Consider the following 15,760-nt stretch of genomic DNA (forward strand, 5'->3'; position numbering starts at 1 on the left):
AAAAGCATGGTTTAAAAACCATGCTTTTTTTTTATTTTTATACGGTGGTTCTAATAATGATATCAATGGGGTGTTCTATACCGTCCATACTATGAATAGAAGTAGGGGTAATCTTAACAATGGGCCAAGTTTGTAATTTACAGTTAGGTTTTTGAAGTGCAGCATAATAGCTATCAGATTTAAAAAATACTTTTTTGCTGGTTGCAATATTGGGGGTTAAAAGGCGTTTAAGCCACGTTTCACTCACTTGCGTGTCAAGAAAACGTAAGGCCAAAAGACTTTTTACTCGATTGTTAAATAATCTCCGGTTTTTGATAATGAGTGGATGGGTAATTAACTTATTTGTGCCCATTTGACTGTGGGGCAAAATAAAGTGTGGCGTGATTTGAAATACAGTCACAAATTTTGCTTGCTGACAGATTTTTTCAAGATGCGTCACGCTATCTTGATTAGTACCAATAATTGCGACAGTTGAATGTGAAAAGTCAAATTCTTTAATTGAACTTGATGAAATCACTTGTCCAGTAAAACCTTCAAAATCTTGAGAAGTATTCTGAAAAATTACTGATTTTGAAGTGTTATTTTTAATATTAATACTCATTTTCCAAAAGTCCTTTTGGTTTTTAAATCATGATGTTTTTATCGTTTTAATATAAATAACCAAGCAGGAAGTTGGGGTAAAGTCTTTTCAGATAGATGGTCGTCCCATACTCAAAATCAATTCAAGTATGGGAATGTGAGACGGAGTTTTAATGTTCTGTTTTTACATTCATGAGCTGGGTAAAGCTTTCTAAACGTTTAGCTGTATCGTATACATCACATGTAAAAATAAACTCATCAACATCGTATGTTGCTAAAAGCTTTTGTAAACCAGTGCGAACTGTATCTACAGAACCAATTTGCGCCATTGCATAGAAGTTTTCGACAGACAGTTGTTCTGCTGTATTCCATAATCCCTGCATTGACTCAACTGGAGGTTTAAGCTTTAAGCTTTCTCCGCGGATTAAACCTAGTACGCGTTGGTATGCGCTGGTTGCTAAATATTGTGCTTCTTCATCTGTGTCTGCCACAACAACAGGCACACCCATTGAAACATATGGTTTATCTAGGTATTCAGAAGGTTCAAAGTTCTCTCGATAGAGTTGAATCGCTTGACCTAACATACGTGGGGCAAAATGGGATGCAAATGAGTACGGAAGTCCAAGTTTTGCCGCAAGTTGCGCACTAAAAAGGCTAGACCCCAGTAACCAAACAGGAACATGGGTACTTTGTCCTGGTGTAGCAATAATTTTTTGTCCTGCCTGAGGTACATCGAAATATTTTAAGATTTCGACAACATCTCTTGGAAACTGGTCTTCTGTTTCTTGATGACCCCGGCGTAGAGCTCGCATTGTGAGTTGGTCTGTACCAGGAGCACGACCTAAACCAAGTTCAATACGATTTGGATAGAGTGTAGCAAGTGTCCCAAATTGTTCGGCGACAACGAGAGGGGCATGATTAGGGAGCATAATCCCACCCGAACCTAAACGAATGTGCTGTGTGTGTGCTGCAATGAAACCGAGCAAGACGGCTGTAGCTGAACTTGCGATACCATCCATGTTGTGATGCTCTGCCAGCCAGAAACGTTCATAACCTAGCTTTTCTGCATGTTGTGCTAATTCTAGTGCGTGGCGCAATGAAAATTCGATGGTTTTATCATTACGAATGGGAGCAAGTTCCAAAATTGAAAACTTGGTATCTTGAAGTGATCGCATGCGATATTCTCGAATAAGGATATATCGAAATACTACGATATATGAAGTTCGATGTATATCGTTTTTTTTCGATATTAATTTTTATCATACAATAAAAAAGCACCCGAAGGTGCTATTTTGACTCATATATAAATTAACGATTTTTATACCAGCCACGGTGTAAGCCATTGTCGTGGCGGTGACGTCCACCTTTATAATAACGGCGGTCACCATCGTAATATCTACGGTCATCACGATCATAACGACCACGGTCGTAACGGTCATCGTAATTACGGTCTTCAGCTACTTTACGACCGAGTGCCGAACCACCAGCTGCACCTACTGCTGCACCGATGTAACCACCATTTGTACCGCCCATATTTTTACCAACGGTATAGCCAGCACCACCACCTAATGCACCGCCAATCGCAGCTTCTGTACGATTGCGACGGTCACTCGCTGCAGCTGCACCACCAGCTCCACCTAAAGCAGCACCAATTGTCGCTCCAGATGTACCACCAATGCTTTTACCAATCGCTGTACCAACTACACTACCTAAAGCAGATGTTGCAGCAACACGTGTACCATTATCTGCATGTGCAACTGTTACCATAGAAGACGTTGCAAGTACTGCACTAGCTAACCAAATATTCATTTTCATCTTGGAACTCCATGTCCTTTTTACTGAAAGGACAGTATTTTTATCTTGAGGTAAATGTAATAAAAAATTTCGTGATAATTATGGAGAAGCCAAACGGAGATACGAGTGTTTTGTGTCGGTTTGTATGGTTTGTATTAATATGTGGATAAATCATGTGCATACAAAAGGGTAGCGTGAAAATCTATTAAAAATAAAAAAGCACCCGAAGGTGCTTAAATGTCTATTCATCAACTTTGATTAGTGATGACGACGGTGTTTTTTCTTCCAGTGCTTAGACGATCTGTCAGCATCACGGTCTTTAGAGATTTTATTACCTAAAGCAGAACCACCTGCCGCGCCTAAAGCAGCACCGATGTAACCACCGTTTGTACCGCCCATGCTTTTACCAACGGTATAACCAGCACCACCGCCTAAACCACCGCCAATTGCAGATTCTGTACGGTGACGACGATCACTTGCAACAGCTGCACCACCAGCACCACCTAAAGCAGCACCAATTGTTGCGCCAGAAGTACCGCCCATACTTTTACCAATTGCAGTACCAGCGACACTACCTAGAGCAGAAGCAGCTGCTACATGTGTTGTATTGTCAGCATGCGCTACAGTAACCATAGAAGTTGCTAAAACAGCGCTACATAACCAAGCATTTAATTTCATTTTCTACTCCGTGTCCTTAACTGCAGGACCCCTAATCTTTTGTTACGGCAAATGTAACAAAACACTTCTCCTAAAATATGGAGAACCATCTTTTGAGTATTGCAGTTTAGTGTCTGGTTTGTATGTTTTCTATTAAAATAGAGTATTTAATGCTCATATAGAAAAAGTAATTCTCATTTAACATTCTTAAGTTTATTTACGGTCAGTTGAACACAAGAAGTCAATGAAAGCTCGTGTGGCGGAAGACATATGCTTATGTTGTGCATATAGTAAAGAGAAAGGGCGTGTGTGACCTGCATATGGCTCAAGTAAAGGCTGTAGCGTTCCTTGTTGAATTTTTTCATTAACGATAAAGTCGTAACTCTGGCATATCCCTAGTCCATTTTCAGCAAGAGACACGACTCCTAAAATATCTTCTTTTACTAAAATCCGATTTGTTGGTATCCACTGAATTTCCTGATCTATATCTTTAAGAAACCATGGAGTGACCTTACCATTACTTGGTAACTCAAAGGCTATACATTGATGATGATTTAATTCTTCTAGCGTTTTTGGAATACCCATACGTTTTAAATAAGTGGGTGAGGCAACAAGTTTTAAAGGGGCCTGCTCTAAAGGTCGAGCTACAAAAGAGCTATTTGGAAGATGTCCTTGACGAATAGCTAAATCAAATCCTTCAGCAATTAAATCAACGTTTCGATTAGAAATACTGATTTCAATTTGAATGTCCGGATATTGCAAAAGAAATTTTTCTAATAAGGGAGGTAACCGATAATGCCCATAAGTTGTAGGAACACTTAATTTAATCTTTCCAGAAATTTGTAGTTGTTCACCTTGAATCACACGCTCTGCATGGTCAATTAACTGAAAAGCATGTTGCATTTTTTCATAATAAAGTTGACCAGCTTCAGTCAGACTTAAATGGCGAGTCGTTCGTCTAAAAAACTGTATCCCTAATTTTTTCTCTAGCCGTGTAATTGTTCTACTAATAACGGAGGGTGTGGTGGACAAATAAATCGCCGCTGCGCTAATAGAAAGCTTCTCAGCTACAATTAAAAACACTTCAACATCGGCAAGGTAGTCAAATTGGCGAGACATTTTGTCCTCAAACGCAAAAAAGATTTGTAAATGGAGTTGTTTTTCTACCTCTGGGGTAAAAATAGAATATATCCATCCCAGTTATAAATCCAGCAAATGCTTGGAATGAAGGTCGAATAATGAAGATGTTAAATAAAATAATGTTTGCAATGATTACCGCTTCAGCAGCGTTAAGTGCAAATGCAGCTCATGTATTGGTTGTGTTGTCTGATGAAGCCCAATTAGAGCTAAAGAATAATCAGGTTTTTAAAACAGGTTTTTACCTTAATGAATTGATGCAGCCTACAAAAATGCTTTTAGATGCAGGCCACACAGTAACTTTTGCGACCCCTCATGGTAAAGCTCCGACTTTAGATGAGTCATCAAATAGTGCAATGTATTTTAACCAAGATGAAAAAGCGTTAAAGCAATATGCAGGTTTATTGCATAATCTAAAGTTAACCTCTCCTCAAGATTCTCCAGTTTTGAGTTTGTCTCGTATCGAGCAAATTGGGTTTGATAAGTTTGATGCGATTTATATTCCGGGTGGACATGCGCCCATGCAAGACTTATTAAAAGATAAACAGCTTGGCAAAGTTCTCACGGCTTTTCATAAAGCTGGAAAACCTACCGCATTGGTTTGTCATGGTCCTATCGCTTTAATGTCAACTTTACCTAATGCTTCGGAAGTAGTTAGCCAACTAGAACAAGGTAAAACAGTCAAAACTGGTGAATGGATTTATAAAAATTATCGAATGACGGTGATTAGCAATCAAGAAGAAGAGCAAGCAAAAGCTTTATTAAAAGGTGGTGAAATGAAGTTCTATCCGCAAACGGCTCTACAGTCTATAGGAGGTAAATATCAAAGTAATACAACTGCCTGGACTCCAAACGTGGTGGTAGATCGTGAGCTTATTACTGGGCAAAATCCAGCCTCGGCTGTTCTTGTCGGTAAAACTTTGTTAGGGAAATTAAAATAAGATAACCGTGATAGAGAGGCTTTAGAAATAAAGTCTCTCTTGTCATAGACGCTTTAAAAAGCTGATTTATTATTCTTAATAAAAAGCAAAATTCTAGATTACTCGATAAATCTCATCTGAAATCATTGTATTGATATACCGCTACTGACTATGAAAGTTGATGAATTAGCTGATTATATATGTCATTTAAGCGCCATAATCTGTAAACTATGCGCTATTTTTACGATTTTGCTTATCTTCTATACTTACATAGCGTTCGATAAGCTTTTTGGACTTTTGAGATATTTCCTCTTATGAAAGCGTCACTCCGTTTACGACTTGATCAACTCTGTGATCGACATGAAGAACTTACTGCATTGCTTGCAGATGCTGAAGTGATCTCCGATAACAAACGTTTCCGTAAATTGTCTCGTGAACATAGTGATTTATCTGAAATTACCGAAGTTTGGGGTAAATACCGTCAAGCAGAAGAAGATATTGAAACTGCTGAGATGATGAAGTCTGACCCAGACTTCAAAGATATGGCAGAAGAAGAAATTCAGGCGAATAAAACATTGCTTGAAGAATTAGAAAGCCAGCTCAATATTTTAATGATTCCAAAAGATCCAAATGACTCTAACGCGGCTTATTTAGAAATTCGCGCTGGAACAGGTGGTGATGAGGCCGCAATTTTCTCTGGTGATTTATTCCGCATGTACAGTAAATATGCCGAGACACAAGGTTGGCGTATTGAAGTTCTTTCTGAAAATGAAGGCGAGCATGGTGGTTTTAAAGAAGTCATTTGCCGCGTAGATGGTGATGGCGTTTACGGTCGCTTAAAATTTGAAAGTGGTGCTCACCGAGTGCAACGAGTTCCTGCAACTGAATCACAAGGGCGCGTTCATACTTCAGCATGTACAGTTGCGATCTTGCCTGAAATTGATGTCGATACCAACGTTGAAATTAATCCGGCAGATTTACGTATTGATACTTACCGTGCATCTGGTGCAGGTGGTCAGCACATTAACAAAACTGACTCGGCAGTGCGTATTACCCACATCCCAACGGGTACAGTGGTTGAGTGCCAAGAAGAACGTTCACAGCATAAAAACAAAGCTAAAGCGATGGCTCTTTTGGTATCGCGTTTAGAAAATGCCAAACGTGCAGCAGCTGATGCAGCAACTTCTGAAATGCGTCGTGATTTAGTAGGTTCTGGTGACCGTTCGGAACGTATCCGTACTTATAACTACCCACAAGGGCGTATGACTGACCATCGTATTAACTTAACTTTATATAAGTTAGACGCGATTATGGAAGGCGATTTAACTGAGTTGCTTGATAGCTTACACCGTGAATATCAGGCAGATCAGTTAGCGATGCTTGCACAGGAAAATGGCGGCTAATGAATATTGCTCAAGCGCTTACAATTCGTGGTGAGCCTGACAGTTATGAACGACAAGAAAATGCTTGGTTACTTGAGCATTTTCTAAAAATCAATTCGCTTGAATTAAAGTTTAGACTTGAGCAAGAGTTAACAACCCAACAAGAGCAAGACTACTTGGCGGGTCTTGAACGTATTCAAAAGGGTGAACCTTTAGCTTATGTGACTGGTTCACAGCCTTTTTGGACGCTCGATTTAAAAGTGACTTCCGATACTTTGGTGCCACGTCCGGATACAGAAGTTTTAGTTGAAACCGTTTTAAATCTGAATTTGCCAAAGAATGCAAATATTGTGGATTTGGGAACAGGAACAGGTGCAATTGCACTTGCGTTAGCGAGTGAACGTCCAGATTGGCAAGTCACGGCAACGGATATTTATGCACCTACTTTAGAAGTCGCAAAAGAAAACGCACAAGCACATGATTTGCAACATGTGAAATTTGCTCTTGGAGCTTGGTTTGAAGCGCTGGAACCACAAAAGTTTGATTTAATTGTTTCTAATCCGCCGTACATTGACCCTGAAGATGAACACATGCAAGCTTTGGCTACAGAACCACGCCGTGCATTAGTTGCAGATCGTCAGGGGTTGGCTGATATTGAAATTATTATTTCTCAAGGTAAGAGCTGGTTAAACCCAAAAGGCTGGATTGCTCTGGAACATGGTTATGATCAAGGGCAAGCTGTTCGAGGCATTTTCGCAGAGCATGGTTTTAGTGAGATAAAAACTATTCAAGACTATGGCCAAAATGATCGGGTCACTTTGGCTTCATTATTAATAGAATAAGAACGATTTAATCTATAGAGTTAAAGGTTGCTTCCCGATAAGCACCTGGACTAACACCTGTCCATTTTTTAAAGGCACGATGAAATGCACTTGGGTCATGAAAGCTTAGATCTTCACTAATATCTTGAATTGAGTCATTCGTTTTACTTAAGCGTTCAACCGCAATATCACAGCGGATTTCATTTTTAATTTGTTGATAACTAACTCCTTCATGTTTCAGCCTGCGTTGGACAGTGGCTTCGGAAATATTAAGTTGTTGTGCGACATCTTTGAGTTCTGGCCAGTGCTCAGGGTGGAGTTTTAATAAATGGCGACGAATAAGAACACTCAATGCATTCTCATTTTTAAAACGAACTAAAAGATTTTGTGGCGTTTGCTTTAAAAAATCATAAACCGCTTTTTTATCTTTTTTAATTTTAATATCTAAGTAATGAGCCTCGAATTCAACTCGATTTACCTCAGCATTAAATTGAATATCTTCACCAAAACGTACGAGATAATCCTGAATATCCTGAGGTTTAGGGCAGCGCACCATAATATTATTTAAGCCTATTCGTTGATCAACTAACCAACACATAAGTCCATGTACCAACATTAAAAAGGTTGCATAAGTAAACATGCGTTTAGGCTGTCCACGATCATGAATAACCAAATAAGCTTTTTCTTGCTCTCGAATGAGTTCTGCACGTATGTCATCAAGCACAAAGTTAAAAAACTTCAAAATATCGTAGAGTGCCTTTTCTAAAGTTTCAGCCGTACTGACGAGTTTAGTCAGTAACTTATAGCTTCCACGCCGCATGGGATGGCTATCCATGCCAAAAAACTCATCATTCATGGCATTGGCAAGCTCTATCCACAATTGGGCATAGGTGGTAACAGGCACACGCGCCTTTGGAGACATCAGTAATTCAGCGGGGATGCCTGCTTTATTTAGAATTATTTGTGTATTTAGACCTTTGGCATAAGCCGCACTCAGTGCTTCATGTACTAGTGCAATCGAAATTGTGCCTTTACTTAAAGAAGACTGGACAACCATGTCAAAGACTCATATTTTCTTCATATATTTCAAGTGAAATATTTCATATTTAAAATTTGGATTGATCAAAAGCTGCAAACATTTTGAGGCTTTTTGAAATTGTATCGGAAAACAACAACTTTTACTCTCACAACTAAAGTTAAAGAATATTTTTATAGGACGTTCCATAATGAAAATTCAAGGAAAACATTTCGTGATTACTGGTGGTGGCTCTGGTCTAGGTGCTGCTACAGCTGAGCATTTGGTAAAGCAAGGTGCTTCAGTCACATTGGTTGATATGAATGTAGAAGCAGGCGAGCAACAGGCGAAACAACTAGGGTCAAAAGCTGACTTTGTAAAACTTGATGTAACCGATGAAGCTGCTGCTGAACAGTTCTTTAAGGATGTTTTGGTAAAACATGGCAGTTTGCATGGTTTAGTTAACTGTGCAGGTATTGGTCCTTCTGCAAAAGTGGTTGGTCGTGAAGGTGTGCATGATTTGACATTATTTTCAAAGACTTTAAATATTAATGTCACAGGTACATTTAACATGCTGCGTTTTGCAGCAGATGCAATGAGTAAAAATACAGTTGAAGCAGGTGAAGAGGACCGTGGTGTTATTGTGAACACTGCTTCTGTTGCGGCATTTGACGGTCAAATTGGGCAGGCAGCTTATTCTGCATCTAAGGGGGCTATTGTGGCGATGACATTGCCGATTGCTCGTGAGTTAGCGCGTCATGCCATTCGTATTATGACCATTGCACCGGGAATTATGGAAACTCCAATGCTTAAGGGTATGCCACAAAATGTACAAGATGCTTTAGGGCAAATGGTACCGTACCCATCTCGTTTAGGAAAACCAGAAGAATTTGCTCGTTTAGTTGCTCATATTGCTGAAAACTCCTATTTAAATGGTGAAGTTATTCGTTTAGATGGTGCAATTCGTATGGCAGCAAAATAATAAAAATAAGGATGTTGAAATGATTTTAAATGCTGAACAAAGTATGGTTCAGGAGATGATGCGTAACTACTCGCAAAATCAGTTAAAACCCACAGCCGCACATCGCGATAAAACCCATGAATTTCCTGCGCAGGAATTAAAAGATTTAGGTGCACTAGGTGCTATGGGGATGACTGTTCCAAATGAATGGGGCGGTGCTGGAATGGACTATATATCTTTGGTGCTTGCAATTGAAGAAATTGCTGCGGGAGATGGCGCTATTTCGACTATCGTAAGTGTACAAAATTCCTTAGTTTGCGGTATTACACTGGCATACGGTTCAGAACAGCAAAAACAAACCTATTTGCCAAAATTTGCATCTGGTGAATGGCTAGGATGTTTTTGTTTAACTGAGCCACATGTGGGTTCTGATGCAAGCGCGATTTTATGTAAAGCCGAGCGAGATGGCGACCATTGGGTTTTAAATGGCGTAAAACAATTTATTACCAGCGGTAAAAACGCCCAAGTGGCTTTGGTCTTTGCGGTTACAGATAAACAAGCGGGAAAAAAAGGCATTTCGTGTTTTCTTGTGCCGACCAATACACAAGGTTACTTGGTGACTCGAATTGAAGACAAAATGGGCCAACATGCTTCCGACACAGCGACCATTACTTTTGAGGACTGTCGAATTCCCTTAGAAAATTTAGTAGGGCAACAAGGTGAAGGTTATAAAATTGCACTTTCTAATTTAGCAGCTGGACGTATTGGGATTGCTGCTCAATCTGTTGGAATGGCAAGAGCTGCTTTTGATGCGGCGGTGCAATATGCAAATGAACGTAAAGCTTTTGGTGTAGAGTTAGTCCAACATCAGGCAGTGAGTTTTCGTTTAGCCGATATGGCAACCCAGATTGAAGCTGCACATCAGTTGGTTTTACATGCTGCAACTTTAAAAGATGCGGGATTGCCTTGTTTAAAAGAAGCTTCAATGGCAAAGCTATTTGCATCTACTATGGCTGAGCGAGTGTGTTCGGATGCGATTCAGATTCATGGAGGGTATGGCTATGTCAGTGATTTCCCTGTTGAGAGAATTTATCGGGATGTTCGTGTAAGTCAGATTTATGAAGGTGCTTCTGATATTCAACGTTTAGTGATTGCTCGAGAAGTAACCCAAGTTTAAGTATAAGATTTTGAAAATAGTCACTGAATGCAAAAGACCGCAATTGTTATGCGGTCTTTTGCAATTAAAACTGTCTAGTTTTAACTCATTTCAATGAAATTTAGAATGTTAGAGCTAGCTTTTTGATAATTAAAGCTGAGCTTTGACTTCTTCACCAATTAAGTAAAACGTTCCTCCTGCAATATAATGCAGACTTCGAAGTTCTTTAGGTGCATCTTGAAAATACCAGTGCCCATCTCTAAAAACGCGACTGTCTGCCCAGGCACCTACAACAGAACCAATAAATAAATCATGTGCTGACTGATTATGCGGTTCTGGAATAAGTTTACATACGAGCCATGCAATGCATCCTGATACAAGCGGACTGGTAAGACCTTCTTGATAAAATAGTTCAGTACCGCAATGTTCAAGCTTTTTAGCGTCATCCAACTTACTAATGGTTCCAAGTTGCTTGGTCATATCAAGCTGTGCATAGCAGGGAACTTGTAGGGTGAAATAACCACTTTGCTCAACGAGCTGTCGGGTTTTAGTACTTTTGTCGAGAACCACAGACACTTTGGCTGGTTTAAACTCTAAGGCACATGCCCAAGCAGCAGCCATCACGTTGCGGTCATCGCCATGTTGTGCAGAAACAAGGACAGTTGGACCATGATTTAACAAACGATAAGCTTTTTCTAACTCTACTGGTGCAATATATGATTGCGTCATATTTAGCCTAAGTAATAAAGAAAATAGATATTTCTATTGTTGCAGAAAGCTTTATAGATGCAATGTTATTAAACAAGCTTTATAAGAATAAAAACTTGTTTCTATTTTATAGCTTTCATAATGATTGACTTAATCATAAAATCATTTCGCTTCTAAGTGAAAGGATTAACAAGTGACCGAGCTTCAAGATATCGATTTTGTAGAGTTAAGTGATGAAGAAATGCATCTCTATAGCCGTCAGATTTTACTCGATGGATGGGATATTGAAGCTCAGGAAAAACTCAAACTTGCTAATGTGTTGATTGTCGGTGCGGGTGGAATAGGCTGTAGTAGTGCAGAGCTACTTGCACGAGCAGGGGTTGGGAAAATTACACTGATTGATGCAGATACGATCGAGATAAGTAATTTACAGCGCCAAATCGCATTTGGTCATGAAGATATCGGACGTTATAAAGCAGAAATTTTGGCTAAACGTTTACAGAAAATTAACCCTTATATCTGTGTTGAATACTATAACGAAAGCTTAGACGAACATAACATTGATAGACTTGTTGAACACCAAGATGTGGTTTTAGATGGATGCGATAATTTTACAACTCGCTATTTGGTAAATGCAGCTTGTAAGAAACATCAGGTCGCATTAATTAGTGCTTCAGCAATTGGTTTTCAGGCACAAATGTTTATGGTTGATGGAGATTCAGCTTGTTATGAATGTATTTTTCCAAAAGAACAACATGCCAATGAAGGCCTTCGCTGTGCTGAGTCAGGCGTACTTGCGACTACTCCTGTAATGATAGCGTCATTACAAGCACATCACACTTTACTATATTTAGGTTTAAATCGTGCACCTTTAAAGCAGAAACTATTATTGTGGGATGGTTTAAACATGACACAACGTATTGTTAGTTTTGATAAAGATGTAAATTGCCCACTTTGTCAGGCAAGCTAATCAGTAAATGAAACAAAATTTGCTACACTCAACCTGAATGATTTGGTTTTGAAGAAATATGAAAAAAAATATTTTGTTTGATGGGTTACGTTCCGTCGCCCGCATTGGTGAAACAGCAGTGGTTGCGGCCAAAGCTGGAATTAAATACGCAACTGAAAAACCAAGTAATGCCAAACTCATGCGAGAGACTTTTGAGTCACTTGGTTCAACTTATATTAAGCTTGGTCAGTTTATTGCGAGTACTCCATCGCTATTTCCGCGTGAATATGTAGAAGAATTTCAAGGTTGTTTAGACCAGACTCCAACACTCCCATTTAGTTATATTCAAGGTGTGCTTGCATCTGAGTTTGAAGGACGCGATTTAAGCCAGATTTTTAGCTATATCGATGAAAAGCCATTAGCTTCTGCATCAATTGCTCAGGTTCATGCCGCTAAGTTGACCACAGGGGAAGATGTAGTTATTAAAGTACAAAAGCCTGGTGTTGAAACCATTTTATATACTGATTTAAGTGTAGTGCATTGGGCTGCTAAGCTGCTTGAGCGTGCAGTACCAAAGATTAAATTTGCTGCTCTTTCTGAAATTGTTGATGAAATTAAAAGCCGTATGGTTCGTGAAGTCGATTTCATTGAAGAAGCACAAAACTTGGATGATTTTGTGGAATATCTGAACATTTCACAAAATAAAGCTGCGACTGCACCTAAAGTTTATCATCAGTTTTCTACGCGCCGTGTCTTGACCATGCAGCGTTTATACGGTGTGTCTTTGACTGACTTTAGTGTTGTAAAACAATATGCTAAAGATCCATCACAAGTATTGATTACTGCCATGAATACATGGTTTGGTAGTCTCATGTTGTGTAAGAGTTTCCATGCTGACTTACATGCTGGGAACCTAATGCTTCTTGAAGATGGACGTATTGGTTTTATCGATTTTGGTATCGTGGGGCAGTTAAAGCCTGAAGTTTGGACAGCATGTATTGCGTTTATGGACGCCTTACAAAAGACCGATTATCAGGCAATGGCTGAAAATATGCTGAAAATGGGTATGACCCATAACAAAATTGATGTTCAGGTTTTGGCTCATGATCTAGAGCGTTTATTTAATGGCGTATTAATGGCCGATCCACAGCAGATATTGTCTTCAAATCCAGCTGATTTAAATGACATCATGATGGATATGGTAGGTGTGGGCGAGCGTCACGGTATTAAATTCCCACGTGATTTTGCTTTATTATTTAAGCAAATGCTTTATTTCGATCGTTTTATGCGCGTACTCGCACCATATACTGATATTTATGCAGACCAACGTTTGAAAATGGTTCAAAATATGGAACCTGCTTCGTTGTTAAAGCACTAAGGTCAGTTTAAATTTATGGATGCCATTATTATTGAAGGCTTGAAGGTTGAGACAGTGATCGGCTGTTTCAACTGGGAAAGACAAATCATTCAACCTTTAATGTTGGATTTAACCATCCATAATGATTTGAGCCGTGCTGCAGAGTCTGACAAGCTTGAGGACACACTCAACTATGCGCAGATTTGTGAGTTATCGGCTCAAACTATTCAAAACGCCGAACCTGAATTAATCGAACATGCAGCCCATCTGGTTTTGCAATGCTTATTTGAAACCTTTCCAACAATTGAAAAAATTATCATAACCATCCGTAAGCCAGCCATCATTGCAGAAGCTAATGCTGTAGGAATTCGTCTTGAACGCACCAGAAACAATTTTTGCGCTCGCTCTGGCGAGTAATTTAGACGCAGATCAGCACTTTAATTTTGCTTACACACAATTAGCAACATTGGGGAAAGTGCAGTTTTCATCTGTTTATCAAATTCCATGCAGAGATGGCATTGGAGATGATTATTGGAATTCGGCATGTCTATTAAAAAGCACTTTATCATGTGAACAAATTGAATCTTTTTTAAAGCAACTTGAGTCAGATTCTGGGCGTGTTCGTCCATCGCACCATATTTCTTTAGATGTAGATTTGATTGCGTGGGGAAGTGATCTGGAACATATGCAATTTAATTCTAAAAAATTGCCCTTAGCACTTGATGTAAAAATTCCTTTATATGAGCTTTGGCATTGTGAAACTTTAAAGGCTGACAATACGCTTTATCCAGTGGTTAATTTTAAAGTTTAATACTAATTATGAAATGGAACTTGTTTTGCATACGGTTACAGCCTTTATCATGATTTGAGCTAAGTCCAGTTATCTTATTTGTCGCTGATGATAAATATTGCAGGCTTGGCTATGAATTATAGTTCTTAAATTTGGTGAGATGATCAAACTACTTTAAACTTAAACGCTTATCCAGTTAAACATTGATATATAAATCTTGAATAGAGCAAGACTTATATAGTCCCTGTACTGGAATTTTATTTTTTGCGTTTTTTTAAATTTTATTTTTGAGTTCTCTTAATATGAAAAATATCGGTTTAGCCATTCTGGCCATCAGCCTCTCAGGTTGTGCTGCAATGAGCGTAGAAGAATGTAAGACTGCAAATTGGTCATTAGTGGGTGAGAAAGATGGTTCAAAAGGCTTGTCACCACGATTAGATCAATATTATAAAGCATGTGGAAAGGCTAATATTGTGCCAGATCAAAAGTCTTATGATCGCGGGTATAAAGAAGGTCTAGGGTACTATTGTCAGCCAGCGAACATTTTTTATAATGCTTTAGAGGGGAATGGAAATATTAATGTATGCCCAGTTGAGCAGCGTAGTCGTTTAAGACCTTACTATCGTGCAGCTTCCGATTACTACAATGCAAAAGCTGAATATGATCGTTATGACGAAAAGTTTAAGCAATATTCGGACAGTGCATACAACGAAAAATTAAAGCCAGAAGAGCGGGAACGTTATCGTAAACTTTTAAGAGAATTACAAATTGATCGTGACCGTATTAATCGCAACTATTGGAACTCAATTCGAGATATCGAACGTTTCAAATATGATCACGGTTTAAAATAATATTTGAAAAAAGGATTGATCTGATTAAGATCAATCCTTTGTTTTTTTTAAAGGTAATAACTCGTTTTTGTCATTAACTTTGAAATAGCAGTCATACTGATTTTTACTGCATAAGGTAATTCAACACCACCTGCTTCAAGCGCAGTATGACGGTGGTGCAATTCATCCTCATTCATTTGCTCTAAAATTTTACGAGAGCGCTCATCTTGAGCTGGTAATTGATTTAAATGGTCTTGCAAATGCATGCTTACCTGACGCTCAGTTTCAGCAACAAATCCTAAGCTATATTTATCACCAGCAATACCTGCAAGAGCGCCCATACCATATGAGAGGCCATACCAGATAGGATTTAATAAGCTTGTATGGCTATTTAACTCTTTTAAACGATCTTCACACCAAGCTAAATGGTCTTGTTCTTCAATTGCTGCTTGCTGCATTTCACGGCGTACATTGGGTAATTTCGCTGTTAATGCTTGTCCATGATAAAGCGCTTGGGCACATACTTCACCACTATGATTAACACGCATTAGGCCTGCAACATGGCGAGCATCTTCTACACCAAGTTTTGTTTCTACTGTTTCAGCTGGGTTTTGACGCTGTGCTGCTGTTGCACCCGGAACAAGACTACGTAATGCTTGATCAAATGAGTTAATAAGCTGATCAATTCCAGTATAGTGGCGCAT

18 protein-coding genes are annotated in these 15,760 nt (G+C 39.0%); 10 read left to right on the forward strand and 8 right to left on the reverse strand.

Features of this window, described 5'->3' with window-relative positions:
* Positions 1 to 37: 37 nt before the first annotated feature.
* The 5 genes from SOI81_RS06030 to SOI81_RS06050 all read right to left on the reverse strand — a co-directional run bounded on the left by SOI81_RS06030 (position 38) and on the right by SOI81_RS06050 (position 4,149).
* Positions 38 to 601 (reverse strand): flavoprotein, encoded by a 564-nt coding sequence (locus SOI81_RS06030; RefSeq protein ID WP_320541383.1) that lies wholly within the window; start codon positions 599 to 601, stop codon positions 38 to 40.
* Between the two features lie 148 nt (positions 602 to 749).
* Positions 750 to 1,754 (reverse strand): LLM class flavin-dependent oxidoreductase, encoded by a 1,005-nt coding sequence (gene yhbW, locus SOI81_RS06035; RefSeq protein ID WP_016140572.1) that lies wholly within the window; start codon positions 1,752 to 1,754, stop codon positions 750 to 752.
* A gap of 133 nt (positions 1,755 to 1,887) precedes the next feature.
* Positions 1,888 to 2,394, reverse strand: a complete 507-nt coding sequence (locus SOI81_RS06040) for a hypothetical protein (protein WP_224991326.1) — start codon at positions 2,392 to 2,394, stop codon at positions 1,888 to 1,890.
* 237 nt (positions 2,395 to 2,631) lie between these two features.
* A complete protein-coding gene (locus SOI81_RS06045) occupies positions 2,632 to 3,051 on the reverse strand; it encodes a glycine zipper domain-containing protein (RefSeq protein ID WP_016140574.1) in 420 nt (139 codons plus the stop codon).
* A 192-nt stretch (positions 3,052 to 3,243) separates the two neighbouring features.
* Positions 3,244 to 4,149, reverse strand: a complete 906-nt coding sequence (locus SOI81_RS06050) for a LysR family transcriptional regulator (RefSeq protein WP_016140575.1) — start codon at positions 4,147 to 4,149, stop codon at positions 3,244 to 3,246.
* A gap of 119 nt (positions 4,150 to 4,268) precedes the next feature.
* On the opposite strand from SOI81_RS06050, the gene SOI81_RS06055 reads away from it, so the two are divergent.
* The 3 genes from SOI81_RS06055 (at position 4,269) to prmC (ending at position 7,311) form a co-directional block, all read left to right on the forward strand.
* Positions 4,269 to 5,108 carry a type 1 glutamine amidotransferase domain-containing protein gene (locus SOI81_RS06055; protein ID WP_016140576.1) on the forward strand — a complete coding sequence of 280 codons (840 nt, stop codon included), beginning with the start codon at positions 4,269 to 4,271 and terminating at the stop codon, positions 5,106 to 5,108.
* Between the two features lie 293 nt (positions 5,109 to 5,401).
* Positions 5,402 to 6,490 (forward strand): peptide chain release factor 1, encoded by a 1,089-nt coding sequence (gene prfA, locus SOI81_RS06060; protein ID WP_002119588.1) that lies wholly within the window; start codon positions 5,402 to 5,404, stop codon positions 6,488 to 6,490.
* A complete protein-coding gene (gene prmC / locus SOI81_RS06065) occupies positions 6,490 to 7,311 on the forward strand; it encodes a peptide chain release factor N(5)-glutamine methyltransferase (protein ID WP_239976522.1) in 822 nt (273 codons plus the stop codon). Before prfA ends, prmC begins: the two co-directional genes overlap by 1 nt.
* Positions 7,312 to 7,318: 7 nt before the next feature.
* Here prmC and SOI81_RS06070 read toward each other — a convergent pair whose 3' ends face one another.
* Positions 7,319 to 8,347 carry an AraC family transcriptional regulator gene (locus SOI81_RS06070; protein WP_320541384.1) on the reverse strand — a complete coding sequence of 343 codons (1,029 nt, stop codon included), beginning with the start codon at positions 8,345 to 8,347 and terminating at the stop codon, positions 7,319 to 7,321.
* Positions 8,348 to 8,516: 169 nt separating this feature from the next.
* On the opposite strand from SOI81_RS06070, the gene SOI81_RS06075 reads away from it, so the two are divergent.
* Together SOI81_RS06075 and acads are read left to right on the forward strand one after the other, a co-directional pair.
* Positions 8,517 to 9,287, forward strand: coding sequence for a 3-hydroxyacyl-CoA dehydrogenase (locus tag SOI81_RS06075; protein ID WP_239968538.1), 771 nt, complete (start codon positions 8,517 to 8,519; stop codon positions 9,285 to 9,287).
* 19 nt (positions 9,288 to 9,306) lie between these two features.
* Positions 9,307 to 10,443: an acyl-CoA dehydrogenase family protein gene (gene acads, locus SOI81_RS06080; RefSeq protein ID WP_320138992.1), complete on the forward strand. Its 1,137-nt coding sequence runs from the start codon at positions 9,307 to 9,309 to the stop codon at positions 10,441 to 10,443.
* Between the two features lie 129 nt (positions 10,444 to 10,572).
* Here the strand turns inward: acads and SOI81_RS06085 are convergent, their stop codons facing one another.
* On the reverse strand, positions 10,573 to 11,151 hold the full coding sequence (locus tag SOI81_RS06085; protein WP_262456397.1) for a flavin reductase family protein: 579 nt from the start codon (positions 11,149 to 11,151) through the stop codon (positions 10,573 to 10,575).
* Positions 11,152 to 11,323: 172 nt separating this feature from the next.
* Between SOI81_RS06085 and moeB the strand changes: the two genes are divergently transcribed.
* The 5 genes from moeB to SOI81_RS06110 all read left to right on the forward strand — a co-directional run bounded on the left by moeB (position 11,324) and on the right by SOI81_RS06110 (position 15,077).
* Positions 11,324 to 12,100 carry a HesA/MoeB/ThiF family protein gene (gene moeB / locus SOI81_RS06090; protein ID WP_320149325.1) on the forward strand — a complete coding sequence of 259 codons (777 nt, stop codon included), beginning with the start codon at positions 11,324 to 11,326 and terminating at the stop codon, positions 12,098 to 12,100.
* Between the two features lie 58 nt (positions 12,101 to 12,158).
* Positions 12,159 to 13,457 (forward strand): ABC1 kinase family protein, encoded by a 1,299-nt coding sequence (locus SOI81_RS06095; protein ID WP_016140583.1) that lies wholly within the window; start codon positions 12,159 to 12,161, stop codon positions 13,455 to 13,457.
* A gap of 15 nt (positions 13,458 to 13,472) precedes the next feature.
* The gene (folB, locus tag SOI81_RS06100) at positions 13,473 to 13,853 is read left to right on the forward strand and encodes a dihydroneopterin aldolase (protein ID WP_016140584.1); all 381 of its coding nucleotides are present in this window, start codon (positions 13,473 to 13,475) and stop codon (positions 13,851 to 13,853) included.
* Positions 13,810 to 14,247, forward strand: coding sequence for a 2-amino-4-hydroxy-6-hydroxymethyldihydropteridine diphosphokinase (locus SOI81_RS06105; RefSeq protein ID WP_320541385.1), 438 nt, complete (start codon positions 13,810 to 13,812; stop codon positions 14,245 to 14,247). The genes folB and SOI81_RS06105 overlap by 44 nt, the downstream gene beginning before the upstream one ends.
* Before the next feature lie 281 nt (positions 14,248 to 14,528).
* On the forward strand, positions 14,529 to 15,077 hold the full coding sequence (locus tag SOI81_RS06110; protein WP_016140586.1) for a DUF2799 domain-containing protein: 549 nt from the start codon (positions 14,529 to 14,531) through the stop codon (positions 15,075 to 15,077).
* Between the two features lie 47 nt (positions 15,078 to 15,124).
* On the opposite strand, the gene coq7 is transcribed toward SOI81_RS06110, so the two are convergent.
* The gene (gene coq7 / locus SOI81_RS06115; protein ID WP_016140587.1) at positions 15,125 to 15,760 is read right to left on the reverse strand and encodes a 2-polyprenyl-3-methyl-6-methoxy-1,4-benzoquinone monooxygenase; all 636 of its coding nucleotides are present in this window, start codon (positions 15,758 to 15,760) and stop codon (positions 15,125 to 15,127) included.

The sequence above is a fragment of the Acinetobacter pittii genome (assembly GCF_034067285.1).
Classification (GTDB): domain Bacteria; phylum Pseudomonadota; class Gammaproteobacteria; order Pseudomonadales; family Moraxellaceae; genus Acinetobacter; species Acinetobacter pittii_E.